This is a genomic window from Streptococcus suis (assembly GCF_902702775.1).
Classification (GTDB): domain Bacteria; phylum Bacillota; class Bacilli; order Lactobacillales; family Streptococcaceae; genus Streptococcus; species Streptococcus hashimotonensis.
In genome coordinates, this window is sequence record NZ_LR738724.1 from 1,280,870 (window position 1) to 1,306,252 (window position 25,383).

Annotated in this window: 24 protein-coding genes, 1 pseudogene and 1 other annotated feature; of the genes and pseudogenes, 2 read left to right on the top strand and 23 right to left on the bottom strand. The window is 38.0% G+C overall.

Translation table 11 applies throughout. The features are described from left to right. Positions 1-38: 38 nt before the first annotated feature. From GPW69_RS06360 to GPW69_RS06400, 9 genes and pseudogenes are all read right to left on the bottom strand, one after another. Positions 39-1,013 (bottom strand): ABC transporter substrate-binding protein, encoded by a 975-nt coding sequence (locus GPW69_RS06360; protein ID WP_044684205.1) that lies wholly within the window; start codon positions 1,011-1,013, stop codon positions 39-41. A gap of 23 nt (positions 1,014-1,036) precedes the next feature. Beyond that, positions 1,037-1,996 carry an ABC transporter substrate-binding protein gene (locus tag GPW69_RS06365; RefSeq protein WP_024400040.1) on the bottom strand — a complete coding sequence of 320 codons (960 nt, stop codon included), beginning with the start codon at positions 1,994-1,996 and terminating at the stop codon, positions 1,037-1,039. A 642-nt stretch (positions 1,997-2,638) separates the two neighbouring features. Continuing rightward, positions 2,639-3,640, bottom strand: a complete 1,002-nt coding sequence (lacD, locus tag GPW69_RS06370; protein ID WP_074391887.1) for a tagatose-bisphosphate aldolase — start codon at positions 3,638-3,640, stop codon at positions 2,639-2,641. A gap of 23 nt (positions 3,641-3,663) precedes the next feature. Then, positions 3,664-4,809 carry an N-acetylglucosamine-6-phosphate deacetylase gene (gene nagA, locus GPW69_RS06375; RefSeq protein ID WP_074391886.1) on the bottom strand — a complete coding sequence of 382 codons (1,146 nt, stop codon included), beginning with the start codon at positions 4,807-4,809 and terminating at the stop codon, positions 3,664-3,666. A 262-nt stretch (positions 4,810-5,071) separates the two neighbouring features. Beyond that, complete coding sequence (locus GPW69_RS06380) at positions 5,072-5,410, bottom strand: YlbF/YmcA family competence regulator (RefSeq protein ID WP_024401417.1); 339 nt, start codon at positions 5,408-5,410, stop codon at positions 5,072-5,074. A 9-nt stretch (positions 5,411-5,419) separates the two neighbouring features. Continuing rightward, a pseudogene (locus tag GPW69_RS06385) lies at positions 5,420-6,523 on the bottom strand (prephenate dehydrogenase). A 7-nt stretch (positions 6,524-6,530) separates the two neighbouring features. Beyond that, positions 6,531-7,697, bottom strand: coding sequence for a chorismate synthase (gene aroC, locus GPW69_RS06390; RefSeq protein ID WP_002940623.1), 1,167 nt, complete (start codon positions 7,695-7,697; stop codon positions 6,531-6,533). A gap of 2 nt (positions 7,698-7,699) precedes the next feature. Next, the gene (gene aroD, locus GPW69_RS06395) at positions 7,700-8,374 is read right to left on the bottom strand and encodes a type I 3-dehydroquinate dehydratase (protein WP_074391885.1); all 675 of its coding nucleotides are present in this window, start codon (positions 8,372-8,374) and stop codon (positions 7,700-7,702) included. Next, a complete protein-coding gene (locus GPW69_RS06400; protein ID WP_044757876.1) occupies positions 8,371-9,534 on the bottom strand; it encodes a class I SAM-dependent rRNA methyltransferase in 1,164 nt (387 codons plus the stop codon). Before GPW69_RS06400 ends, aroD begins: the two co-directional genes overlap by 4 nt. Before the next feature lie 115 nt (positions 9,535-9,649). On the opposite strand from GPW69_RS06400, the gene GPW69_RS06405 reads away from it, so the two are divergent. Continuing rightward, positions 9,650-11,830: an LTA synthase family protein gene (locus GPW69_RS06405; protein WP_074391884.1), complete on the top strand. Its 2,181-nt coding sequence runs from the start codon at positions 9,650-9,652 to the stop codon at positions 11,828-11,830. Positions 11,831-12,023: 193 nt separating this feature from the next. On the opposite strand, the gene GPW69_RS06410 is transcribed toward GPW69_RS06405, so the two are convergent. From GPW69_RS06410 to GPW69_RS06435, 6 genes are all read right to left on the bottom strand, one after another. Further along, entirely contained in the window at positions 12,024-14,519 is a 2,496-nt protein-coding gene (locus GPW69_RS06410; RefSeq protein ID WP_074391883.1) for a pneumococcal-type histidine triad protein, read from the bottom strand. Between the two features lie 226 nt (positions 14,520-14,745). Then, positions 14,746-15,105, bottom strand: coding sequence for a 50S ribosomal protein L20 (rplT, locus tag GPW69_RS06415; RefSeq protein WP_012028296.1), 360 nt, complete (start codon positions 15,103-15,105; stop codon positions 14,746-14,748). Positions 15,106-15,144: 39 nt separating this feature from the next. Further along, positions 15,145-15,345, bottom strand: coding sequence for a 50S ribosomal protein L35 (rpmI, locus tag GPW69_RS06420; RefSeq protein WP_012027223.1), 201 nt, complete (start codon positions 15,343-15,345; stop codon positions 15,145-15,147). Between the two features lie 26 nt (positions 15,346-15,371). Continuing rightward, positions 15,372-15,878: a translation initiation factor IF-3 gene (infC, locus tag GPW69_RS06425; RefSeq protein ID WP_002940606.1), complete on the bottom strand. Its 507-nt coding sequence runs from the start codon at positions 15,876-15,878 to the stop codon at positions 15,372-15,374. A 40-nt stretch (positions 15,879-15,918) separates the two neighbouring features. Continuing rightward, positions 15,919-16,047: a sequence feature (ribosomal protein L20 leader region), on the bottom strand. 26 nt (positions 16,048-16,073) lie between these two features. Next, a complete protein-coding gene (cmk, locus tag GPW69_RS06430; RefSeq protein WP_014637749.1) occupies positions 16,074-16,751 on the bottom strand; it encodes a (d)CMP kinase in 678 nt (225 codons plus the stop codon). A 9-nt stretch (positions 16,752-16,760) separates the two neighbouring features. Further along, the gene (locus tag GPW69_RS06435) at positions 16,761-17,243 is read right to left on the bottom strand and encodes an SAG1386/EF1546 family surface-associated protein (protein WP_044669873.1); all 483 of its coding nucleotides are present in this window, start codon (positions 17,241-17,243) and stop codon (positions 16,761-16,763) included. 50 nt (positions 17,244-17,293) lie between these two features. On the opposite strand from GPW69_RS06435, the gene GPW69_RS06440 reads away from it, so the two are divergent. Next, positions 17,294-17,488, top strand: a complete 195-nt coding sequence (locus tag GPW69_RS06440) for a ferredoxin (RefSeq protein WP_044669890.1) — start codon at positions 17,294-17,296, stop codon at positions 17,486-17,488. Here GPW69_RS06440 and GPW69_RS06445 read toward each other — a convergent pair. From GPW69_RS06445 to GPW69_RS06480, 8 genes are all read right to left on the bottom strand, one after another. Beyond that, positions 17,477-17,965, bottom strand: a complete 489-nt coding sequence (locus GPW69_RS06445; protein WP_014637746.1) for an EbsA family protein — start codon at positions 17,963-17,965, stop codon at positions 17,477-17,479. The two genes, GPW69_RS06440 and GPW69_RS06445, sit on opposite strands and share 12 nt — an antisense overlap. A gap of 182 nt (positions 17,966-18,147) precedes the next feature. Beyond that, positions 18,148-18,918 (bottom strand): glycosyltransferase family 2 protein, encoded by a 771-nt coding sequence (locus GPW69_RS06450; protein ID WP_024401409.1) that lies wholly within the window; start codon positions 18,916-18,918, stop codon positions 18,148-18,150. Then, entirely contained in the window at positions 18,908-19,264 is a 357-nt protein-coding gene (locus GPW69_RS06455) for a DUF2304 domain-containing protein (protein ID WP_074391882.1), read from the bottom strand. Before GPW69_RS06455 ends, GPW69_RS06450 begins: the two co-directional genes overlap by 11 nt. Then, positions 19,264-19,980 (bottom strand): glycosyltransferase family 2 protein, encoded by a 717-nt coding sequence (locus GPW69_RS06460; protein ID WP_044669874.1) that lies wholly within the window; start codon positions 19,978-19,980, stop codon positions 19,264-19,266. The genes GPW69_RS06455 and GPW69_RS06460 overlap by 1 nt, the downstream gene beginning before the upstream one ends. A 102-nt stretch (positions 19,981-20,082) precedes the next feature. Then, entirely contained in the window at positions 20,083-21,336 is a 1,254-nt protein-coding gene (locus tag GPW69_RS06465) for a glycosyltransferase family 4 protein (RefSeq protein ID WP_074391881.1), read from the bottom strand. Then, on the bottom strand, positions 21,336-23,396 hold the full coding sequence (locus GPW69_RS06470; RefSeq protein ID WP_044669876.1) for a rhamnan synthesis F family protein: 2,061 nt from the start codon (positions 23,394-23,396) through the stop codon (positions 21,336-21,338). Before GPW69_RS06470 ends, GPW69_RS06465 begins: the two co-directional genes overlap by 1 nt. A gap of 9 nt (positions 23,397-23,405) precedes the next feature. Continuing rightward, positions 23,406-24,386: a glycosyltransferase family 2 protein gene (locus GPW69_RS06475; RefSeq protein ID WP_024389884.1), complete on the bottom strand. Its 981-nt coding sequence runs from the start codon at positions 24,384-24,386 to the stop codon at positions 23,406-23,408. Positions 24,387-24,388: 2 nt separating this feature from the next. Then, the gene (locus GPW69_RS06480) at positions 24,389-25,378 is read right to left on the bottom strand and encodes a glycosyltransferase family 8 protein (protein WP_024384364.1); all 990 of its coding nucleotides are present in this window, start codon (positions 25,376-25,378) and stop codon (positions 24,389-24,391) included. Positions 25,379-25,383 lie beyond the last annotated feature (5 nt).

Consider the following 25,383-nt stretch of genomic DNA (forward strand, 5'->3'; position numbering starts at 1 on the left):
AAATTCGTAGTCAATACTAGGTTCTATACTTACCGATCTTATTCAGATACAGCAAGCTTAGAAGTATCGATACCTAATTTCTGAGCCATTTCTTCATTAACGTGAAGACTGACGGTCTCTGGGTATTCTACCGCTGTTTCTGACACATTGGCTCCTTCGATAATCTTAATAGCCATTTTTGCAGTTTGACGACCTAAAGCTTCATAGTTGGTACCGTAAGTCAAAAGACCTCCTTCATCCACCATGTCCGTTGAACCACCGATTACTGGAACCTTATGCTCCACAGATAATTCACCGATCATGGTCATGGTTGAAGCGACAGTATTGTCTGTTGGAATAAAGAGAGCATCTACATCCTTCATCAAACTTGTTGTAGCATCTTGTACTTCATTAGTCGAAGTGATTCCTTTTACCACTACCTTATAATCTGCTTTTTCTAGCAATTTCTTAGCTTGCTCTACCTGGACTTCTGAATTACGTTCGCTAGTAGTGTACAAAATACCAACTGTCTTAGCATCAGGAACAGCTTGTCCTAGCAATTCAACCTGTTTGTCAATTGGAGCTTGATCAGAAGTACCTGTCAACAGTCCACCTGGTTTTTCAATGGATTCTACCAAGTCAGCTGACAAGGGATCTGTAACCGCAGTAAAGACAATCGGCGTTTCAGTAGACACAGTCGCTAAACTCTGGGCAGACGGCGTAGCGATTGCCAAGACAATATCATTTCCATCGATTAATTGTTCTGAAATGGTTTGAAGGTTAGCTTGATCACCTTGGGCATTTTGATAATCCAAAACCAATTTTTCACCCTCTTTATAGCCATTTGCTTCTAATTCCGCCACAAAACCCTCACGGGCAGCTGTCAATGATTCATGCTCCATATATTGGAGAACTCCAACTTTGACCACATCTGAGGAAGCTTGTTCTGATGATGAGGAACAAGCTGCAAGTGTTAGCAAACACATACTTGCTACTGAAATAGTTGCCAATTTTTTTACTAGCTTATAATACATAAACGTTTCTTCTCCTAAATATTTTACTCTTCTAATGCTTTTATAGTCGCTGCATCAATACCAACAGCTTTAGCCATTTCTTCATTGACGGTAATAGCCGCTGTATTTGGTTTTTCAACTGCTAAGTCAGCTGGCTTTTCACCCTTCAAAATCTTCACGGCCAATTCACCAGCTTGAACACCGATAGCATGGTAGTCGACACCGTAGGTAAATAGAGCTGCGTCAATAACTGCTGCGTCACTTCCCATAGCTGGAACTTTTGCTTCTTTTAAAATATCACCGATTGTTGAAGCTGTAGAGGCAACTGTGTTATCAGTTGGAAGATAGATAGCATCGACTTTTCCTGCAAGTGAAGTAATAGCTTGCTGAACATCGTTTGTCGTCGTGACAGTTGTCACTTCTACCTTTACACCTTTTGCTTCGAGTGCTTTTTTAGCCTGCTCAGCTTGAACCTCTGAGTTTACCTCGCTAGAATTGTAGAAAATACCGACAGTCTTCGCAGTTGGTACAACTTTGAGCAACATCTCGATTTGACCTTCCACATCAGTTGCATCAGTAGATCCTGTCATGGTCCCACCTGGTTTTTCCAATGATTCAACCAAACCTGCTTCAACTGGATCTGTGACAGCTGTAAATACACTTGATGTTTCACTATCTGCATTAAGCATGGCTTGGGCTGCCGGTGTTGCGATGGCAAAGTTAAGATCATTTTTCCCTGCCAATTTCTCAACCATTGTCTGTAAGTTTGCTTGATCACCTTGGGCATTTTGCAAATCAATCGTCAGATTTTCACCTTCCTTGTAGCCTGCTTCTTCGAGTGCCTCTACAAAGCCTTCACGAGCTGAGGTCAATGCTTCATGTTCAGCATATTGAATAATACCAACATTGACTGAACTTGAATCTGACGAATTGGAACTGCATGCAGCAAGCGTTACTGCTGACAAAAGTGCCACTGAACTAAGTATAATTTTTTTAAATCCCATGATTATTCTCCTTTTATAAATATAATTGCAAACAAGAAAGGACCGCTTAGACTACACTCTAAACGGTCCTTATATTTCATCTGTATAGGAAAACAGAATGAATTATCCGTGCCATCTAGATGTATCATCTATGGGCACATGTCAAAATAGCTACAGCCACATAGATACAAACTTTACGTTCCCGTGTTTGCATCCATGTTTACCATGTCTACAAACACTATCTAAAATAGCCGTAGAAATAAGTATGATTAGCTGAATGATTTTGACACATTTGTAACATCTCTGTTTCCCTTTCTCATTTATTTGTAACTATCATAACTGTTTTCAAATTATTTGTCAATAGGAAATTGCGTAAATTTTCAGATTTTTCAAGTTTTTTTGAATTTTTCTAAAAATAACCCCCTATATTATTAGCTATAAAACGATCTGTCAACAGCCGCAGCTATAACTCAATTTCTAGCATTGACTTGAATCAGTCTCCTAGATTGCTTGCAAAGTAAATGAACTGTTCAAGGTGGGAGATATAAGAGCGGAGTGCAAAATCAGGTCAACGACGACTAATCTTGATTTTCGAAGGGTATAAATGACTATATTTGATGTCACAAAAAGGTCTGAACCTAAGCCCAGACCCTACTAAAACAATTATTTTACTTCAACTTTTTCAGTCCAAGGACGCGCTGTAGTTGCTAGAACCTCGTTGAGTTCTTCTACGTTGCGGCGGCCTTGATCTGCCAACCAAGCTTTGGCTGCTTCTTCACCCTCGCTTGCAAAGATGGCTACTGCATCCTTCCAAGTCGCCCGACCACAAAGGACACCATTAAAGCTTGAACCGGCTTCTTTGGCAAAGACAAGTGTCTCTTGGAAGAGTTTAGCAGACACACCTGCACTCAAATAAATGAAGGGCAAGTGAGTACTGTCTGTTTGTTCCTTGAAGAAGGCCTTAGCTTCTTCAACTGTGTAGACTGGGTCTTCATCTGTGTAGCCTTCTACAAAGTTCATATTGACAGGCACTTCAACCTTGAGCACGTCGGCATTATAACGTGACTTGCTAAATTCACGCATGGCTCCATTGACCTTGTGTGGTTTGAGGGCTGCGTATTCACGAGAAGTCACATCCATATCGCTGGCATCGTAAGTCAAGATTTCGACGAAGTAAGGAATATCTTCTGCGATACACTCACTACCAATGCGTTCTACCCAGGCATGCTTAATGTCGTTGATTTCTGGCTTGTCATCCACATCATAGTAAAGCAAGATTTTTACGGCATCCGCTCCCAATTCTTTGATGCGTTTTGCAGACCAGTTTGGCAAAAGGTCTGGCAAACGACCTGGTGTGGACGCATCGTAACCTGTTTTTTCATAAGCAGCAATGAAGCCACAATCTGCATGACGTAATTCTGAAGCTGGAACACCATACTCAGCATCCAAGAGGATAGAGCTTGCATAAGGGGTCAAATCGCTTGAAATGACTTTCTTGAAATCAATCAAAATGTCATCTCCAAATTCGCCACCACCTGCTGCAGCAGCAAGCAAGCGTTTCAAAGCCCCCCGTTGGTCAATCGCCAAGGCCGCAATCACCTGTTCGCTGTTTGACAAGCGGGTCATGTGATTGAATTTAGCCTGAGAAAGTTGTAATTTTGTCATTAGTTTCCTCCTAAGGAATTTTATTAACCAAATCGTTTCACGCCATCTAGATAGGTCGCTTGTAAGCGTCCTGCATCATCTACGACGATAAAGTCTGCAGCTCGGCCTTCTGCAATCCGACCACAAATATGGTCAATATTGACAGAGCGAGCTGGTGCCAGAGAGGCCATACGAAGGGCATCAGGTAGGGACACCAAGCCCCATTTCACAACGTTCTGCACTGCTTCGATCAATTCTAAGATAGAACCTGCCAAACTACCACTTTCTTTTAAACGAGCAGTTCCATCTTTTACAACAACTTCAAATTCACCGAGGCGGGACTCCCCTTCACCCATACCGCCAGCTCGCATACAGTCCGTAATCAAAACAGTTTCCTCTGCTCCACGTGCTTTGACCACGATTTCTGCCGCAGCTGGATGAACATGGTGTCCATCACAAATCATTTCCGCATAGACATTTTTTAAATTCAAAGCAGCCCCGACCATACCTGGTTCACGGTGATGAAGCCCACTCATCCCATTGTAAACATGGACGAAGATATTGGCACCAGCTTCTACTGCCGCTTCCGCTTGCGCATAGGTCGCATCGCTGTGAGCCAAGGCAGTATGAATTGCCTTGCTGTTAGCAAACTCGATGAATTCTTTGACACCTTCACGTTCTGGAGCAATAGCAATTTTATTGACTAAACCTTTCGATAAGCTGTGCCAGTTGTCCAACTTTTCAATGGATGGATCGCTCATGTACTTAGGATTTTGTGCTCCCTTGTATTTTTCCGTAAAGAAGGGACCTTCTAAGAAAATACCTTGAATCTTGGCGCCTGTTTCCTGCCCTGCATAAGTCCCAATCGTTTCACAAACTGCATCTAAATTTTCAGTCGTATCTGTTAAGGTCGTTGGAAGCCAAGAGGTTACCCCACAAGACAAGAGGCCTTCTGAAATTACCTTGATCCCTTCAAAATCATTGTCCATAACATCGTGAGAAGCGTAGCCGTGGATATGTGTATCAACTAGCCCTGGTGCTAAATGAAAGTCAGAATAATCAACAATCTCCCCTTCAGGCTTTTCAGTCACAATCCGTCCAAACTGACCATTGTCAGTAATTTCCAAATAGGCTGATTTGACCTCACTCTCTGGTAAAATAATAGATTTTGCTTTTATAAATACTGTCATACTATCTCCTTTATTGATATATATACTTATCAAACTGGTTATAACCATATACTAAATATATTGTAGAACTTCTATTAGAAAATGTCAAGTAATTACCATAACTTTATAAGAAATGGATGCTGTGAGAAGGTAGAAAAAAGAGTTCTTACTCCCCAAAGTACCGTTTCTGAATCTGTACTTGGAGATAAGAACTCTACGTAAGCAGTGTATACTAGGCGTCAATCCATGACCTAACACCCTGCTCCTATCAAATATAAATATATTACAACAATTCGTTGAGAGGCTTGAAGATGATACGTTCCAAATCAGCTACATAAGTTCCCAACTGTTGTTGCTTGCTGAAATATTCCGTCAAAAGTGGATTTCCCTGAACTTTCTTGTTGAAATCCAACATTTTCTTTTGGTCAGCTTCAGTAGGAATTTCACCAGCCTGCAATTTAGATTGGATTTCTTTTTGGAAAGAAATATAACTTTCCAATATTTCTTTGGCTTCTGAATCCCCCTCAACTGAGACCTTAACGGCTTCCACCGCCTTATATTCAGGCAGGTTACGGATTGCACGTTCCAATTCATTTGCTATATCATAGATATTTGTTGACATAATTTTCTCCTAATCTAAATGAATTTTGTAAGTCGTCTGCTCTCTTAAACGTTTCGCAGCGTCTTCCAAATTTCCCTTGTTTTTAAACGTAATTTGTAAAATACCGTGTATATCTTCACGGTTCTCTTCATTGATACGAATATTGACAATGGAAATACCCCGTAAGACTTCCAAAACCTTCAAAATCGTATCTTCCTCATCAGGAACACTAAGGAATAAATCGTAGAAAGAATCAACACCTGCACGCTTGTGAATTTCCATGGCTTTACGAGTTTGACGTCCCTTATCAAAAAAGTCCCAAATTGCTTCTTGATTGCCAGATCTGAGCACATCTTAAATTTCTGAAAGACGTTCTTGAAATTCCTCGATTCGATTTAGAATAGAATCTGCATTGGTCAGCAAAATGCTAGTCCACATGCTCGGCTCACTTTCCGCAATCCGTGTCATGTCTCTAAATCCTCCAGCTGCAAAATTATTCGTAAAGGGATGTTCTTGCGCAAACTCTCCAGCTTGATGCATCAAACTAGAAGCCAATACGTGTGGAAAATGTGAAATTTGACTGGTCACACGGTCATGTTCTGCTGCATCAATCTGAACAAAACGTGCCCCCGTTCCAGATAATAAATCTGTCAATCGGGGAACCGCATCCTGCTTGGTAGCCTGACACGGTGTCATAATGTAGTAAGCATTCTCAAATAGATAGAGATCTGCTGCACTGGCACCAGATTTATGACTACCTGCCATAGGGTGGCCACCGATAAAATTAATTTGTCTTGGCGCCAAATGTTCCTCTGCAGCAGCCACAATTGCAGACTTCGTTGAACCTGCATCTGTAATCAAGACCGTATCCTTCAATTCAAGGGTACTAAATTCTTCAATTAAACGCAAAGAAACTTGAATTGGAACACAAAGAAGAATCACATCAGCCTGCTTTGCCACACCCTCCAATTCCGTTGACACCTCATCAACCATCCCCTTGCCCAAGGCAATTTGGCATGATTGTTCGTTAGGATCAAAGCCAATGAGGTGATAGTCAGGATGGTCTTTGCGAATACAGAGCGCAAGTGAACTTCCAATCAACCCTAGACCTACAATTAAAATCGTTTTTTTCATTAATTACCTAGAAATTTTTGACATAGTCACGATGACTGGCTACTGCAGCTTTCAATTCCTCCATATTATCGGAAGAGAACTTCTCTAGGATTTCTGTCGCTAGAGTTGTAGCTACGACTGATTCCATGACAACACCAGCTGCTGGGAGAGCCGTTGGATCTGAACGCTCCACAGTAGCTTTATAAGGCTCATGGGTATCAATGTCAACCGACATCAATGGCTTATAGAGGGTCGGAATTGGTTTCATAACACCACGAATAATCAGAGCCTCGCCATTGGTCATACCACCTTCGAAACCACCTAGATTATTGGTTCGGCGTGTATATCCTTTTTCTTGGGACCAGAGAATTTCGTCCATAACTTGGCTCCCTTTGAGATAGCCAGCTTGGAAGCCTACTCCAAATTCTACTCCCTTAAAAGCATTGATTGAAACAACAGCCTGCGCTAATTTTGCATCTAACTTTTTATCCCATTGCACATATGACCCCAAGCCAGCTGGAACTCCTCCAACAACAGTCTCAATCACTCCACCAATAGTATCTCCATCTCGCTTGATTTGATCAATATAGGCTTTGATTTCTTCTTCACGCTCTTGGTTGACAATGGATACTTCTGACTGAGCGGCACGCTCTTTGATTTCTGCTACGCTTAAACCATCTGGGACATCAATTTCCTTCCCTCCGAAAACGACTACATGGTTAGCAATTTCAATATCCAACTCAGCCAAAATCCGTTTGGCAACCGCACCAACAGCTACACGCATAGTTGTCTCACGCGCACTAGAACGCTCCAAGGAATTACGCAAATCATCAAAGCGATATTTCATACCACCAACTAGGTCAGCATGTCCTGGTCGTGGATGTTTGATACGACGCTTACTTTTGAGCTTCTCTTCGATGTCCTCAACTGCCATAATATCCAACCATTTTTGATGGTCTTTATTGGTCACATTCAATGTGATCGGGGCACCGGTTGTCTTACCGTGACGAACACCAGCCGTAATCTCTACGCGGTCTGTTTCAATCTGCATCCGACTACCACGACCGTATCCCCCCTGGCGACGTTTTAAATCTTCATTAATATCCTCAGCTGTTAAAGGAAGACCAGCTGGAACTCCCTCAATAATGGCTGTTAGACGTGGTCCATGAGACTCACCAGCTGTTAAATAACGCATACTTAATTCTCCAAAATTTCCAAAAACTTACGAGTATTGCCTAAAGACATCTGTCCAGGTGCAGATGTTTCATCTAAGCTGGCAAAAGTCCAGCAGGATCCTGTAATCACACCTGCAATACGCGTTAACTTCCCTAGTTCACCCATAGCGATTGTCGCAAATGTCTGCTCGGTGTTCAGCGATTTAAAACCACGAGTATAATTCATAACATCTAGGACATCCTGCTCTGTCTTAGCCATTACAGCCATTTTAACAACAGCTGGTGACAGGCTAGTCAGTTCAGACATGATTTCCATATAATTAGACGGTGTTTCCTCAAAATTATGATAACTCAACACAAGATTAGGAAACTCCAACATCTGCTCAAAAACCGACGTATAAGAATAATATTCAAAATCAATATAATCTGGCTGATAAAGCGCTGCAACTTCTTTGATTAAATTGACATATTCTTGATCGTCCAAATCCAAGTGGCCACCTTCACGTGTTGTCCGAATGGTGAAAACCACTTCCTTACCATTACATTTTTCAAATATAGCAGGTGCTACTCTTAAAATATCATCTTTCGGAAGATAGTCTGCTCGCCATTCAACAATATCTGCCTCTGCTAGACGTTCTACATCAATGGCCTCTACCTCTTCCAGATTTCTAGGCATAATAGGAACTACTATTTTCATTTATCTACCTGTATCGTAAAGACCTTTAGGTAATTACTACTTTCATCATTTTTATTGATTACAAAATCGGCTGGCAAACGATAACTTGCCTCATAACGATGTTTTCTAACACCAAAACCTTTTTCAATCTGCCGCTTAAATTTTTCAACAGAAACATTTGCAGCGTTGGTCGAAGCGATAATAGTTCCACCTGTATTTAGTATTTCCAAAGATTGAGAAATCAACTTGTGGTAATCTTTGGCTACTGAAAAGGTTTGTTTCTTATTTCGTGCAAAGCTTGGTGGATCCAAGACAATCACATCATAAGTCAAGCCTTTACGTTTGGCATATTTGAAATATTCAAATACATCCATTACTACAAAGTGATGATTATCTAAGTCTAAACTATTAACCTTAAAGTGAGCTTTAGAAAGTTCTCGCGAGCGTTTGGCTAAGTCGACAGAAGTCGTTTCCCCTGCTCCGCCCATGGCAGCAGCAATAGAAAATGCTGCCGTGTACGAAAACATGTTCAAAAGTGACTTGCCTGCCGCCAGGCCATCCACCAAGGAACCACGTACCTCATGCTGATCCAAAAAGATTCCCGTCATCAGTCCATCATTCATAAAGACCTGATAGTGAACTCCATTTTCCAACACAGTGAAATACTCAGGGGCTTCTTCTCCATAAAGATGAGCAGACTCAAAGGCCAAACCTTTAAAACGAATCTTCTCATAAGCTCCTCTTACTTCGGGAAATACCTGTTGAAAGGCAGCAACAATCATCTCTTTGACAGAATAAATAAAGGTATTATACCATGAAAAAACTGCGTATTCATCATACAAGTCAACCGTCATTCCACCAAAATTATCTCCATCTTGATTAAATAAACGAAAAGCATTCGTCATCTCAGATTGATAAAAATGTTGACGTTTCTGTTTAGCATCCACGAATAATTTAACAAAAAAATCCATCGTCCAGTCTTGGTTGCTTCTACTAAACAGCCAGCCTATTCCCTTATTCTGCTTAGACAAATAAGCCTGACCTAAATAGCTTCCAGATTCTGAATACAAAACAGCCAGCCTGTCTTCATCAAACGAAAAACCTGAAAAATCAGCGCTATCCAAGAGTTGAATCCCTCTGTTTATTTTCTGTTCTGCAATACGGTTTACCTTTATTTTCATAGAATTATTATAACATGTTTCTTCATATATGCCAAAAAAACTCTAAACTTTGAGGCTTATTTTAAAATTATGGTATAATGAACTAAGCTTTTAGAAAGGACCATGAGGTTTTATTGTGAAAAAACTAATTGACTACGTCAAGAAGAGCGGACAAACTCGACTTGGCTTCGTCTTGATTTTGCTAATCATTTACTGGCTCAAAACACTCTGGGCCTACTATGTTGATTTTAATTTAGATACCCAAGGATTTTTCCAAAATTTTATCGCTATTATAAATCCTCTACCAGTAGGGATTTTATTGCTTGGTCTCTCGCTTTATATAAAGAATACGAAAGCATTCTATAGTGTAGCGATGACCATTTATATTGTTCTTTTCGCCTGGCTCTTTTCAAATGCAGTCTATTATAGAGAATTTTCCGATTATATCTCCATTTCTACCATGATGGCTACCTCTAGCGTATCTGCTGGACTAGGAGAAGCAGCTCTTAAGTTATTTAGGCTATGGGATATTGTCTATTTTCTTGATTTTATAGCTTTTGGTTTCTTAGTCTACCGTAAGGCATTTCACTGGGACAAAACTCCATTTCATAAAAAATCTAGCTTTGCCATCACAGCCTTTTCAGTATTATTGTTCTCTATCAATCTCTTTTTAGCAGAAATTGATAGACCTGAGCTACTTACAAGAGGATTTTCTAATACTTATATCGTCAGAGCCCTTGGGTTACCAGCTTTCCTTGGCTACAATGCTAATCAAACCTACAATGCCCATAGGGATCGCTCTGGGGCCACTGCCTCAGACCTGGAGCCTGTAAAACAATATATTACAGAACATTATGCTCAACCGAATGACAACTACTTCGGTATTGCCAAAGGACGAAATGTTATCTATCTCCACCTAGAAAGCTTACAACAATTTGTTATTGACTATAAGTTGAACGTCAACGGTGTCGAATACGAAGTCACACCTTTCCTCAATTCTCTGTATCATTCTAGCTCTACTCTCGCCTTTTCTAATTTCTTTAACCAAGTGAAGGCAGGTAAAACCTCTGATGCCGAAACCATGATTGAAACCTCACTTTTTGGACTCAATCAAGGCTCTTTCATGGTCCAATATGGTGGAAGCAATACCCAGCAAGCTGCACCATATATTCTCTCTCAAAATGGCGGCTATACATCTGCTGTATTCCACGGTAACGCAGCCAGTTTCTGGAATAGGAACAACACCTATAAACAGTGGGGTTACAATTACTTCTTTGATCAATCCTACTTCTCTGAAGCCACTGCTGAAAATTCATTCCAATACGGTCTGAATGATAAAATCATGTTTGCCGACTCTATCCAATACCTTGAACATTTACAGCAACCCTTCTATACCAAATTTATCACGGTTTCCAACCACTACCCCTATACAACCAGCTTGATTGGGGATGAAATCGGCTTTCCATTAGCCAATACAGATGATGAAACCATTAATGGCTATTTTGCTACTGCCAACTATCTCGATGCGTCCATAAAGGCATTTTTCGATTACTTAAAAGCGACTGGCTTGTACGAAAACTCCGTCATCGTTCTCTATGGTGATCACTATGGGATTTCTAATTCACGCAATCCTGACTTGGCACCGTTGATTGGAAAAGATTCACAGACTTGGTCAGATTTTGACAATGCCATGATGCAACGTGTTCCATATATGATTGTTGTACCTGGAATGACCAACGGTGGGATTTTTGATACCTATGGTGGTGAGATTGATGCACTTCCTACTCTCGAACATCTTTTAGGAATCAAATCCGATAACTATCTCCAAGTTGGTCAAGACCTACTTTCCAGCCAACACAGCCAAATTGTGGCTCTTCGAACCGCTGGCAGTTTCATCACACCAAAATACACTAGCTACGAAGGTAAAATCTACTATACAGAAACTGGTCTTGAAATTACAAATCCAGATGAGACAACTCAAAAAGAAATTGATGCAATTAAAGAAGCTACTGCAGCACAACTAGCGACTAGCGATGCCATTCAAACTGGTGATCTTATCCGATTCTTCGACAATGGATTGCCAGCCTTGGATTCAAGCCAATATAACTACATTGACTCATTGGCTGCCGAGATTTCACTGGAGAATAAACTTGGTACACAATCGACAAGTTTGTATAGTAAAAACGGCAATAAATCAACAATTGAACTATTTAAAGCACCAAGCTACCTAGAACTTCACGTTAGTACAACTGCTACTAGCACACCAAATACTGGTACAAGCACTAGCTCAACAAGTACCAGTTCAAATTCGCAGTAATACACTAAAAGGCTTAGAATCATGTCAGTTACTACATTGATTCTAAGCCTTTTTATACTCAATGAAAATCAAAAACAGGCTAGGCGACGCAGATGCAGATAGAACTGAAGTTCATCAAATCAAGTCAACAACGTCTGATTTTGATTTTCGAAGAGTATTAGACCACTATTTCAAATCGCTCATATCTATTGCATCAAGGAAATATAGAATCCTCACTAGGCTCTTCCCATGCTGATGGATTCTTAGGGACATCTATGGGTGCAACAGTACTACTTTCAGTTGCTTTTGTATCTTCTGTTGTAGTTTCAATGTCTGTTACAGTTTCTACTTCTGGGCTAGGTGTCAACAAATCATCTAACCAGCTATCTGCGTTCTCTTCTCCATTAGAGACATCTGGAGTATTCGGCAGTGGATTTCCAGGCAACCAAGTGTTCCCTTTCTCAACTGTCCCATCTTTGCTATCACTTTCAACTTTATCGAAATGAATATCGTGGACAGTATCTTTCAAAATAGGTGTGTCCCATGCTACATTTGGAATAATCGGTTTTGTATAATCTCGTTTATAACCGGTATCACTCTTCAAAGATGGCGGAAAAATTCCAGCTTGGTTCAATGTTAACCCTTTTCTGACAAGGTAAACAACTGTTTTACTAGTTCCCAAATGGGTCTGAAGTTGACCGCCTTCACCTGCTCGAAATGCGAGGGCTACATAATTCTTTGGATCATGCCAATAGTAATTTGGATGTCTACTTGGATCATTGATGTCCGTTGGATTATCCGTATTTTCGGCAATATATGGCCCTATACGAGGAGCTGTTGTCCCAAATGCTGCCAAGCTCGTTGTGGCACTAACATAATCTGTATCTTTTTCTCCACCGGTAATAACTGTCCTAAACTCGATAAATTCATAATCTTTACTTGGAACTGGTTCTGGTACAACAAGCCCCTGCTCCTTAGCTTGTTTCCAAGTTAAGTCAGATTTCACAAAGTATATGAACCCTGCTCGAATCTCACCATTTAATTTTAAACGCCCATTGGCTATCGCACTATATTTAACAGGTACATAGTCTGATAAATCAATATTTGAAACATCATCACTTGGAGTGTAAATATTTTTTGTCGGCTTACGATAAACAGTATCAAAATCAGCATAAAAACTTTGATGTTCTCTTGCCATCTTGCCAGACTTTGGCAAAGTAGCATTCCAACCGTTAAAGACGCGTCCCTTTTGTTGAAGGATCTGCGGATAGGTGATATTCAAATCTTCCCAGTTTAAATCTTTACGAACCAAATAATAAACTCTCTTCGTTTTTTTACCATTAACGACAAAATCACCAAAAACACTATTTGTACTGAATGTTACCAGAATGAAATTTTTAATATCCTGAAGCCCTTCTGGATGATACTTTTGATGGACACCATTACGTGTTAAATTTTCTGTTGAACCTTCTGTATAAAAAGGCCCATATACCGATTGTTTCTCAATAGCAAGATTTACCGTTTCGGTCTTAACATCACGCTCAGGATCATCTGGCAAACTAGGATCAATTTTATAAACGTGCGCATGGTCCCCATGGCGTACACTCATATAGTTCCCATCAATTGTAATGTCCTCACGTTTTACTTTAAAACGCTCCATGTACTGCTTAATGAGACGTTCTTTTCTCTGTTCAAGAGTTTCTCCATCCTTTTGCTTAAGAATACGATCCTCCGGACTTTCAAACGGCTTCCTTGTATCAATTTCCTTTAATAAAACAATATGTGTGTGATCTCCATGCGGATACTCTAATCCAATTTGACCGTCAACGATGACTTTCTTAAGACGTGACGGCTCTAAATTCAGTTCTTTTGCTAAATAGTCCAATTTGGTTTGATACTCAATATTTTCTACCTCAGGTTGTAACTTCTTATCCGATTCAACATTTGGTTTATACTGATTTACAAGATAAGACCATTTACTCTTTTTCAATGTTTCAAAATGAATAAGATGCAAATGTTTCCCATGCCTTACTAGAATCCCATTTTCCGTTACACCGCTGATATTTTGCCCATCAAACAAGAAACCATCACTCGTTTGAAAATCAATCCCCGGAATCCCTTCCTGTTGGTGAACGATAGGAAGAGTTGGTGATTGACGACTATCAGAGGTCAATTGCCTGTGTGTCGTGCCACCTAAGCTTGATTTTAAAATATAGTGATAATGATCCCCATGCCGAACAGTATAGCCATTGGCATCCTCTGCGACAATATCTTTAGGATCAAAAACGTATTCATCTTCGGTCTGTTTCGATCCTGACAATAATTGACTTCTATTAGGTTGTGAAGAATGTGTTTTTTCTTGATAGTTTTCAGGAATTAAATAAGCCCATTTTGTATTCTTTAAATCTGAATAAAAGAAAAAGTGCTTATGATCGCCATGATTGACAATAATTCCTAAATCAGTTTTTTCCTCAATTTGTGACTCATCAGTGAGTAAAAATCCATCATCTGTCGCTTTATCAATCCCTGGAACTTCCTTTTTCGAATCTGAAGGAATCTCTTTTGATTGCTTTGATTGCGATGTTTCTATGCTTGTTATTTTTTGATGGCTCGATTGCTCTTTATAATTAGACACTTGATAGGTTACCAATACTACAGCACAAATAAGCGATACTCCTGCTACATAAAGCAAAGTCTTACCTTGTTTCATATCACTGTTTCTCTCCTTACTATTATATTTATATTATTGACATGATAAATGGATTCTACCATTGTAGAATGGCATCGCCATATCCATTTACTTCATAAAATAAAATTTGTCGCCTTTTTAATTTACCAGTTAAGTATATCATTCAAATTGAAATTTAGCAAGCTATGAGCGAATTAAAACAAAATAAAGAGCTTGGTACACAGACCAAACTCTTTATTTTATATACTTATTTAGCAAGCTTTGCTTTAGCAGCATCTGCAAGAGCTGTGAAAGCTGCTGCGTCGTTTACTGCCAAATCAGCAAGCATTTTGCGGTTTACTTCGATTTCTGCCAATTTCAAACCGTGCATCAATTGTGAGTATGACAAACCGTTCATGCGAGCAGCCGCGTTGATACGAGTGATCCACAATTTACGGAAATCACGTTTTTTCTGACGGCGGTCACGGTATGCATAGTAGTAAGAGTTCATTACTTGTTCTTTCGCAGTGCGGAACAAGAGATGTTTAGCTCCGTAATAACCTTTAGCTAATTTTAAAATACGTTTACGGCGTTTACGAGAAACAACGCCACCTTTAACACGTGCCATTTAATTTTCCTCCAAATAATCTAAATTCTAGTAGTCGGCTTATTTCAAACCTGTAAGCATTGATTTGATACGCTTGAAGTCACCAGCATGTACCATACCTGCTTTACGAAGGTGACGACGTTGTTTTTTAGTTTTACCGTGGAAACGGTGTGAAGTATAAGCGCGGAAGCGTTTCAATCCACCAGAACCTGTACGTTTGAAACGTTTAGCTGATGCGCGGTGAGTTTTTTGTTTTGGCATGTTAATTCTCCTTTTGCTTAAAAAGCTTATTTTTTATCTGAAGCTGGGGCCAATTGCATAAACATTTGACGTCCGTCCATCTTAGCGCGTTGTTCGATAATGGCAATATCTTGGGTTGCTTCAGCGAACTCAGCTAATACTTTCGCTCCAACTTCTTTGTGGGTAATCATACGACCCTTGAAACGGATCGAAACCTTAACCTTATTTCCTTTTTCAAGGAATTTACGGGCATGACGAAGTTTTGTCTCGAAGTCCCCTTTATCAATAACTGGACTTAGACGCACTTCTTTTACAGTGACAACACTTTGTTTTTTGCGTTGTTCTTTCTGTTTCTTCTGATATTCAAATTTGAACTTACCGTAGTCCATAATTTTCGCTACTGGTGGTTTAGCTTGTGGTTGAATCAATACTAAATCCACGTTGGCGCTATCAGCAATGGCCTGAGCCTCATTGAGCGGTTTGATTCCCAACTGTTCACCCTCAAGACCGATAAGACGAACTTCACGCACTCGAATTTCATCATTGATGAACAAATCTTGCTTTGCTATGGCTTTTCACCTCATTTTATATTTTTCGAGAAAAACGAAACGGACTTGCTAAACAAGTCCGCACTACACCATTATTCTTTCCGAAGAAATCTTAATCCGTAGAGCCAGACAACGTTAGTCGCAAGGCGAGAAGCTCTCACTTCTGCTTTTCTCAATACGACTATTCTAACATGTCTAAAACTACTTGTCAAGAATTTCTTTCGCTTTTTCGGAAATAAATTTCACTACACCTTCGATGGATACTCCTGTTGTATCAAAGGTAATGGCATCATCTGCCGCCTTTAAAGGAGAAACTTCTCGATGAGAATCTTTATAGTCACGAGCCGCAATTTCCTGCTTTAGAGATTCCAAGTCGGTCTCAATGCCACGTTCCGTATTTTCCTTAAATCGACGAAGGGCCCGCTCTTCAACAGAGGCAATAAGGAATATTTTGAGTTCTGCCTGTGGTAAAACAACTGTTCCAATATCGCGACCATCCATGACAATACCACCAGCCTGGGCAATTTCCTGTTGCAGGCGTACCAATTCTTCCCGTACTAAAGGAAGTGCTGCTACTGCCGACACATTATTTGTTACTTGGTTATCACGAATTGGCAAAGTAACATCTTCATCCCCCACAAAAACTAATTGTTGGCCATTTTCATCACGCCCAAATCGAATAGGATACTGAGCAAGCAAGGCCACGATTCTATTTTGATCTGTGACCTCTATGCCGTTTGTCAAGGCTAGATAGGTAGCCGAGCGATACATAGCGCCTGTATCTAAGTAAGTATATCCAAAATTTTTAGCAATAATTTTAGCAACCGTTGACTTCCCACTTGAAGCTGGACCGTCAATTGCAATTTGAATTGATTTCATAACTCCTCTTTATCTAATACGAACTACATCACCTGGGTGTGCAAGCCAAGACCCTGTTGTCATTTTCTCTGGATTTAATCGCTCTAGCTCAGCAATTGAAATCCCGCCACGTGCGGCTAATTGTCCAACACCTTCACCTGCTTGAACAGTAAGGGTAGAGCCATCCGTAGCTTCTGCTAGACTGGAACTTGTTTCCGTTGTTTCTGTTTCTGTCACATCAGTAGAAGTAGACTCCTGTGTTTCTGCAACTGAAGTTGAACTTTCTGCTACAACTGCTGCGGAGCTTGGATTATAGAATTCTTTAGTTGAATCTGTTTTACTTCCTCCAACCGACAAATAGATGGCAGTGATACCAATAATCAGTACGATAACAAAGAAAATAATTGCCAAGACTGTAAATACTGTTGTACTTGCTACTCCCTTGTTTAAACGTTCTTTTCGACTAACTGTTTCTGTTTGATAAACTTCTTCATTCCATGGCTCTTGTGACATTATCGAGAAAACTCCTTGTATTTTTATTAAAATATGATTACAATACTAATATGAAAATAAAACTTATTCCTGAACGGTGCATTGCCTGCGGGCTCTGCCAAACCTATTCATCTATATTCGATTATGATGACGACGGTATCGTTGTTTTTTCAGACGACTCACAATTTGAGAAAACGATTGAACCCAATCCAGATATTCTCAAAGCCATCAAATCATGTCCTACAAAAGCCATTTCAACGGATTGATTTGGCTTTTTTTGTATAATACTCTTCAAAATAATCCTGTTTTATTAAATGGTCTATTAATTCAATCTCACCCTTGAAGCAATTATGAATAGCTAAATGGTTAATAAAGTATTTTTTCGGCCATTTGCGCATGTGATACACCTGCCCATTGGGAAATTCTTGTGAAAATATGCGAATAGCTAGATAAGAAACTTCAATTTTTTCTATGGTAGCAATTTCAATTTTCTGTACTGCAAAAGGATTAGCCGAAGCAATCCGTAAATGCTTTTCTTTTATCTCGAAATAGCGATGTAAGCCAAGCACTACTAATACAGCAAAGAGAGAGAGAAGTAAGATAAATAATCTTGACACTCTCAACTTTTCCAATAAAAGTGTCATGCCAATGAAAATAGGCGTGAAGGTAAGTGACCAGTAAATAATGGCCCATGATAAATCCGGTTGCCAATGGTAACGAATTTTACCAAAAATTTTGATCATATCGGACCTCCATCTATTATTCTAGCACAAAAAAAGAGATTTTCCTATGAAAACCTCTATCTTTTGAAATTTTTTATTACATTTACATGACAATATTAGTTGGTTTGTAAAACTTCTGAAACGATTTTGAAATATTTTGAGTAGGAATTGGTGGGAACACAATGATTAACAACCAAAATATTTTAGCCGTTCGTCTCTTGACTCTTAACATAGTAACTCAGGAGAAACTTGGCAATAAACTTTGGCCAGAACAACAAATACATTTCATAGTCTTCTTTTGTACGAATATTGTTTTCAATGCTATTTGTCGTCTCAGATTCTTCATGAATGCGATGATACATCAAACTCTCATCTACAAAGGTAAAGCTACCATTTTTTTGTGCAATCTGATACCAAGCAAACCAATCAAGAGAAACTTTCATTGCTTCATTAAACTTGAAATCATTCAGTTTCTTCAAATTATAGGTCACAGCTGGACAAGAAATTGGATTACCAAAAGCTAAAACCCTATTCCGCCAAAACTTCCATTTGGGAAACATGGCCATTGTCCGTAACATGAGTTGCTTGATTTTCAAGTTTGAAGTTAAGGGAATAGCCACACCTTCCTTAACTTCCTGGTAATCTGAATAAGCAATCAACGTTTCCTCTGTCATCTGAGACATTATTTTTTCACAATAGTCTGGTAAATAAATATCATCTTGATGAGCAATTGTAGCATAAGGGGTTGTTACAAAAGAGAGTGCTAAATTCCAATCTTTTCCAATACCACCTCCTTGCGCGGTATGCATTACGATTGCATTCTTTTGGCAAATTTGTTCTATATATTCACTCGGAGTACTAGTGTATAGGATGAGTTGTGATTGAAGTGTTTGCTGCTTTAACGAATGGATGCATTCTTCTAGATACTTACTATCTCCATAAGCACAGATAACAAATGTATGGTTATTCTGCATGATGCTCCTCCAACTCAGAGATTCTTTTTTTAGCCATTGATACTTCTTGAATTAAATTTTTAATCTGCTGCTTTTGTTGAGATAAAGCCATACTATGCAAAAATCCAATCACCAAGAGAACAAAAATTGCCACAGATAACAAGAAATTGGAAGTCAGACCAAACCCGAATAAATAAGCCAATTTAATAGGAATAACATCAAAGAGTGCAAAAACAATCAGTCCGAAGCCAATAACAATCCACATAAAGGCATGTTCGAATAAAATCTTATTTTTATTAATATTCCTAAAAATAAAATACAAAAAACCTAGTGAGGCAAGAAACATAGCTAATGCTTGCATAGTCATTATTCCCCCTCCTTCATAAGCGAAGCAATCAAAATAGATGAGCAAACTTCTACCATGTAGCGGATGGACTTAAATGGAGTAATCGAAGAAACCCCTCCTGCTCTCTCAAACATATTAGCAGGTGCTTCTACTACTTGGAAATTTTGCTTTAGTAAATGAACAGTTGATTCTGGTTCCGGATATTTCGTAGGGTATCGTCTGGCGAATTGAGCAATTACTTTTCTATTTCCCAAACGATAACCAGATGTTGTATCCCAAATGCGTTTTCCAGTTGTTATTTTTATCATATTTGAAATAACACCTATTCCAAATCTTCTCATAAAACTGGTTTGAAATTCTGACAAGGTTTCACCAACAAAGCGTGAGCCAATCACCATATCAGCTTGACCAACTAAGATTGGCTGAATTAAGCTATTTAATGAACGAATGTCATGCTGACCATCACCATCAAATTGAACTGCTACGTCATAGTCATTGTCCAAGGCATATTTATATCCCGTCTGAACAGCTCCACCAATACCTAAATTTTGTACTAGGTGAACAGAATTTAATTTATTTTGTATCAAAATTTGTTTAGTGCTATCCGTTGAGCCATCATTAATGACAACATAATCCAATTGGAAATTCACACTATTTCTATAATCTATAATTCCCTGAACAGTTTGAAGGATACTTTCTTCTTCATTGTAGGCAGGGATAATCATTAATACTTTCATTTTTTCTCTCTAAAACTAGAATTCTATATAATTTTTCAGATTCTACTATTCATTTGAAGAAACTGTAATATAAATATTTTAGCATAGCTATCCTATTATTCATTAAAGTCGAAGTTTATGTCTGATTTTTATCGCGATATTGCTGATCAATCTTGCATAACGCTCCAATCTTGTTGGATGCATATTTAAAGTCAGTAACTCTTTTATGTGACTTAAATTTGTATTTTGGTGTCCAGTATATTCTAAGTGATTGATGCCGTTCAGTATTTCTTTATAGGCAACCTCCGGTGTATATAGAGTACGTAAACGTTCCACATCAAGCCGAGCCCTATCTGAAAAATCCCTAAAGGATTCAAGCACTTGCTCTAACTTAGTCACCAACTCTTCTATATCGCCCAATTTATAAATTTGACCTGCTGAGAATATTTCAAATGCCGTCAAATGTCCTAAATTATCTGATAGAATTACTGGAAGCCCTCTTAAGATTGCTTCAACATAGACTAAGCCAAAAGTTTCCATAGATGAGGGGAAAACACAGATATCTCTATCAGTTACTTCTTCCCAAGGATTATCTAAGTTACCTAAAAATCTAACATTTTTCTGTAATTTATTTTCATGGATATATTCATCACAAATAGCTTTGTATTTACTATCCCATCCTCCAATAAAAACCAATTCAATATCTAATCTATTTAGTGTCTTATATGCTTTTATAAGTTCTAATTGATTTTTTCCTTCTGTTAATCGACCAACAGAAACAATTCTAACTTGGTTGCCTTTTTTTAAATCTTTTGTTTCTTGCTCAGTATAAGAAATAAACGGATGGACTCTCTTATTAAATAGTGGTGTTAAAAAATTATTTAACTCTCCAGTCACACTAAATAATTCTGAAGAATACTCTTCTATGAAGTCAATTTTATCAGCATAATAAGCAAACTCATTTTTAGGGAATTCATGAATTAGCCAAAAATGGGGAACCTTTTGACATGAGGCAGCAATTGCTCCCTGAAAAACATTAACAGTATTTGAAATAACCAAGTCTATCTCATTTTGCTCAATAATTTCAGCTATGTCTTGAACATTCTGGCGATAGTAGCTTGTAGCCTCTTCTCTATTAAGGATTTCTCCACCTGGTGCATCCGGCCACCACCACTTGACAGTTGGTAAATAGTAATTCTTAACCCCTATCATTTTATAAAGTTGCTCATGCTTATCTTGTGGTTCCCCTCCTATTGCATGAGTAACATTTATAACTGTGTGTCCCAGTTGAATAAGGTACTTCATTAGATAATAAACAGACTTCTCCGCACCATTATCCATACTAGTAGTAGGAGAAATAAACAAAATACGTTTCATTAGACTAACTCTTCTTTCAAAAAATCATTAATTCTATTTGCTGTAGTGCAATGATTCATTACAAATTCAAAAGCATTTTCTGCTATTTGTTCTCTCAAGTCTTGTTCAAGAATCAATCTCTCCAATTTACTTTCCCATTCGTTATCATCTGCTAGAACTCCAGTCACTCCATCTTGAATCATTTCTTCAAATGCTCCGAGATTACTTGCAACGGTCACAACTTTAACTGCTGCCGCTTCTATCCATTTAATTTCCGACTTTGCTTCATTAAAAGTTGTGGTTACAAGCGGCGCCAAGTTAATATCAACTTGTGAAATTAAATTTGGAAGCTTTCTCCAATCAACATACTCATGACTCACAATCTGTTTTTTGAATTTTTGGAATGGTTTAGGAATGTCTAAATATCCTACTATATGTAATTCCACTTGCGGGTACTTTTGAAGCAGATGTAGCAATGCTTGACTAATTAAATCAAAATTTTCGTTGTGTGTAATTGACCCTGAGAAATATCCTATTTTGACTTTATTGTCGTTCGAATTTTTCTTAACTTGTAAACTACGCTCAACTAATTCTTTAGACATGACGTTGCGATTCAAGATAACCTTGTTTTTATATTGTTCAAGCTCGTCTTTCAATTTCGAAGTTGATGTGATAGCATAGTCGCAGAGAGAAAGCATTTTTTTGTAAGCTAAGACACTTGTATCATAGCCTTTTTTCTCTCTCTTGCTCAAACCTTGGGTAAATTCAAGTTCATCTGTAAATTTTGTATCAAAAACCAAATCATCAATATCAAAATAAACAGGTCTGTTCTTTATGTGTGCCGCCCTACAAATTTCTTTCAGCATATCATTGAATGGAGCTCTATAAATAATAATATGACTAGCAAACTGTGCATCCTGAAGTTGTACAAGAGAATTATTTATCACTCGAACTGTATAACCAAGTTCTCGCAATTGCTCAGCCTTATTTAACACACGATAACGTGTACATTGTGGAATAATATTTTCGACACCATCAATAATCAAAATATAAGATTGATTTTCTCTAGTTTTAAAATCTTCTAATATAGAAGACACCACTTCAATCGGATAATCTGTTTCCTTAGCAATATACTCCATCAAATCCGGAATCTCAGATTCTCTTTCTAAACCATGCCAAAAATATTGTTCTCTGTCATAATTTCTAAAGGCCGAATACTTAACTAATGGACAACCTTGCTTTAATAATTTAAGCGGATGAATATACAATGCACTATCTTTCGTGTCTTTAATCAATGCATCATACTTAAAGCCTCGATCATAAAAATATTTTGCAAACACAGTTTCATGTTTTCCAATTGCCTTATTACGAGAATCCGTATCAGAGAGCTTTTCCCAATAATCATAAAATCCTTCATACCTAAGCAAGCTATTTTCAACAACAACAAAATATGATTGTAAGTGCTTAGGAATTTTACCATAAGGGTTATAACCAGTAAAGTCTAGCTGCTCCTCACCCATCGAAATTCCCCAAAAGTCTAGCTGATCGGAATTAAACTCAGAGAAAACCTCTTCCAAATCTCTAAAAGGACCAATATTCGTATCATTAACCAAGATGAGCTGATTATATTGTTGTAACGTCTCTTTTCCAGTATGTATTATCCCATGTCGGAAAGCCGCAACATCATACCCCTCATTTTCTCTTTCCACAACCTTACCATATTGTGCTAAACGATTTATATCAGCCTGTGGAAGTTTACCATTTACAACAATTAAAACATCTCGAGAAATTTTAGCCAATGCCTCTAAAAAAATTACTTTATAGTCCTGTAAAGACGATTGATGTTCATAAATTGTGTAAATCAAGTAACGATTTTTGATATCTGAATAATTATTTCTACGTTGTTTATCACGTTGTAAAGCTAGTAGAGTTCGCTTTATATATTTTGGAATTCTCCAGAAAAACTTTGCAATATTTTTGGTAAGCTCTAATATATAAAACAATAGCTTGTATTTACCTGATAAGATAAATAATCGCGTTGTGAAATTTCTAATCCACCTTTTCACAGTGTTACCAATCACTTTCTATTATTATCTACTTTTATAAATTTTCAAAAGTTTGTTTTGAATAAATGTTGATACATATATCCCCAGAACTCTGGTCATTAAACCTGAGATTCTAAACGAAACAAGTTCTACCCTATGTGAATATTTTAGCAAATATCTAAATTTTTTCACAAACATTTTTATATCAGAATTATTCAGATATGGAAAAACAAATGGCATGATGGAAATATAAGAATTTGATAAATAAATCAAAAGTGCTTCTTGTTTCTCATTCGATAGTTGTTTAAAATTCTTTAAATTTTCTTCAATTCCTCTAAAGGCATGATAGACTTTTTTTTGTGTAATTTTGTTAGTAAAACTTCCATCTCTATTTTGTCTATACATATAATTAGAATTTTCAATGACACAACAACAAGTTATTATTTTTAATAGGTCTGCACACCAAATACCATCTTCGTACATTAACCCGTCTGGAAACATCAAAGAATCTGCAAATAGTTCTCTGCGGACACACTTGTTCCAAACAGGAGCAATCAATGCGCCTGTTTCTACAAGTAGAACAGAATCAGTAATAATTTCATGTCTAGGTAATTTTTGAGGGAAATCACGAACTCTTATATCAGCATTACCATACCAGTATGAAAATGGATAAATTACTGCATCTACCACTTCCTCGTGAGAATGTAGTTCATCATTGATTTCATCTAAAAAATGCACATCAGTCCAAAAATCATCACCATCTAGGAATAAAATATAATCACCACTAGCATTTTTTATTCCTGTATTTCTCGCAATTGATTGCCCACCATTAGACTGATGAAATACCTTCACCCTATCATCTTTAGCTGCTAATTTATCGCATATATTGGAGGTTTTACCATCTGTAGAACCGTCATCTACCAACAATATTTCAAATTCTTCATAAGTCTGATTCAGTACACTATACACACATTCTTCCAGATAATCAGCAACATTGTACGCTGGGATAATAACGGAAAACTTCACACCTAGACTCCTTTTTGTAATCTAATTTTCCTATATTTCATGAATACAGGAATTAAGACTGTAATAATTTTATAGCGCAACATAGGAAAAGGCTTCATAACCATGTTAAAAAGATTAAAGCAGAAAAAGTAAAGCTGCCAACCACTCTCAAATTGAGTACCTTTCCATGGCGTCTGATTTAATGCAGAAACATAGTCCTCTCTAAATCGATGTTTATTCCCGATTCTCCATGGACGTTCTTCGCCTAAAAAATGAACAATACGTGGTTGCTTACGAATTTTTACAAATTCTTCTTTTGAAATAAACGTTGAAGGCCTACTTAATTTTTCCAATGTACGATATGGATAAACATCAAAAATATTAAAATAATTATAAGTGATTGAGAGTGTTTTTATCTCTTCTTTCAACGCTCCATTCAGTGCATCTTGATCATTAGCAAAAAGCTCTCCATTTTTTTCTTTATAATACCCAAAAATAATTGTTCCTATACTTTTTGAACGCCACCGTTTCAAATCGATTAGAAGAACTCCCGCATTATGATATGTATACGTACCCAAATTTAAGCCTTCTCTTCTCTCAGACGAAGCTGTCGGTTCTGGGCACATTCCAAGGACTTTCCCCTCCAAATCTACTTCCCATAGCTCCCGAATATTTTCTAAAACTAAAGTATCTCCATCTAAATAGATGATTCTATCAACTTCTTCGGGCAGTAATTTATCTACAAGTAATCTTGCAAGTACAACCGAAGCCCAACCATTTGTGTCAACTTCAAAATCAAAATATGATTCCAAGTTTTCCAATTCAACGATTGTCAATTTATTTCCTCCGTCGGTAACAAATTGATGAAGTTTTTCTTTATTCTGTTGACTAATACCATCTGAGAAAAGATAAAAATGGCATGTATCGTCTTCGTTTAATGTTCGCATGATTGAGCCCATACAAGCTGCTACTTGCGGAACAAAAGCATCATTCAATGTAAATAATATATTCACGTTTC

What these genes read in the sequence shown, in the direction of transcription:
- GPW69_RS06455 (WP_074391882.1), bottom strand. Translation starts at nt 19,264, where the DNA reads ATGACTATGCAAGCATTAGCTATGTTTCTTGCCTCACTAGGTTTTTTG.
- GPW69_RS06445 (WP_014637746.1), bottom strand. Translation starts at nt 17,965, where the DNA reads ATGATCAAAATTTTTGGTAAAATTCGTTACCATTGGCAACCGGATTTA.
- aroD (WP_074391885.1), bottom strand. Translation starts at nt 8,374, where the DNA reads ATGAAAATAGTAGTTCCTATTATGCCTAGAAATCTGGAAGAGGTAGAG.
- GPW69_RS06380 (WP_024401417.1), bottom strand. Translation starts at nt 5,410, where the DNA reads ATGTCAACAAATATCTATGATATAGCAAATGAATTGGAACGTGCAATC.
- GPW69_RS06450 (WP_024401409.1), bottom strand. Translation starts at nt 18,918, where the DNA reads ATGCAGAATAACCATACATTTGTTATCTGTGCTTATGGAGATAGTAAG.
- GPW69_RS06360 (WP_044684205.1), bottom strand. Translation starts at nt 1,013, where the DNA reads ATGTATTATAAGCTAGTAAAAAAATTGGCAACTATTTCAGTAGCAAGT.
- nagA (WP_074391886.1), bottom strand. Translation starts at nt 4,809, where the DNA reads ATGACAGTATTTATAAAAGCAAAATCTATTATTTTACCAGAGAGTGAG.
- GPW69_RS06460 (WP_044669874.1), bottom strand. Translation starts at nt 19,980, where the DNA reads ATGAAAGTATTAATGATTATCCCTGCCTACAATGAAGAAGAAAGTATC.
- GPW69_RS06410 (WP_074391883.1), bottom strand. Translation starts at nt 14,519, where the DNA reads ATGAAACAAGGTAAGACTTTGCTTTATGTAGCAGGAGTATCGCTTATT.
- GPW69_RS06440 (WP_044669890.1), top strand. Translation starts at nt 17,294, where the DNA reads ATGAAAATAAAACTTATTCCTGAACGGTGCATTGCCTGCGGGCTCTGC.
- GPW69_RS06400 (WP_044757876.1), bottom strand. Translation starts at nt 9,534, where the DNA reads ATGAAAATAAAGGTAAACCGTATTGCAGAACAGAAAATAAACAGAGGG.
- GPW69_RS06435 (WP_044669873.1), bottom strand. Translation starts at nt 17,243, where the DNA reads ATGTCACAAGAGCCATGGAATGAAGAAGTTTATCAAACAGAAACAGTT.
- lacD (WP_074391887.1), bottom strand. Translation starts at nt 3,640, where the DNA reads ATGACAAAATTACAACTTTCTCAGGCTAAATTCAATCACATGACCCGC.
- cmk (WP_014637749.1), bottom strand. Translation starts at nt 16,751, where the DNA reads ATGAAATCAATTCAAATTGCAATTGACGGTCCAGCTTCAAGTGGGAAG.
- rpmI (WP_012027223.1), bottom strand. Translation starts at nt 15,345, where the DNA reads ATGCCAAAACAAAAAACTCACCGCGCATCAGCTAAACGTTTCAAACGT.
- GPW69_RS06465 (WP_074391881.1), bottom strand. Translation starts at nt 21,336, where the DNA reads ATGAAACGTATTTTGTTTATTTCTCCTACTACTAGTATGGATAATGGT.
- rplT (WP_012028296.1), bottom strand. Translation starts at nt 15,105, where the DNA reads ATGGCACGTGTTAAAGGTGGCGTTGTTTCTCGTAAACGCCGTAAACGT.
- GPW69_RS06365 (WP_024400040.1), bottom strand. Translation starts at nt 1,996, where the DNA reads ATGGGATTTAAAAAAATTATACTTAGTTCAGTGGCACTTTTGTCAGCA.
- aroC (WP_002940623.1), bottom strand. Translation starts at nt 7,697, where the DNA reads ATGCGTTATTTAACAGCTGGTGAGTCTCATGGACCACGTCTAACAGCC.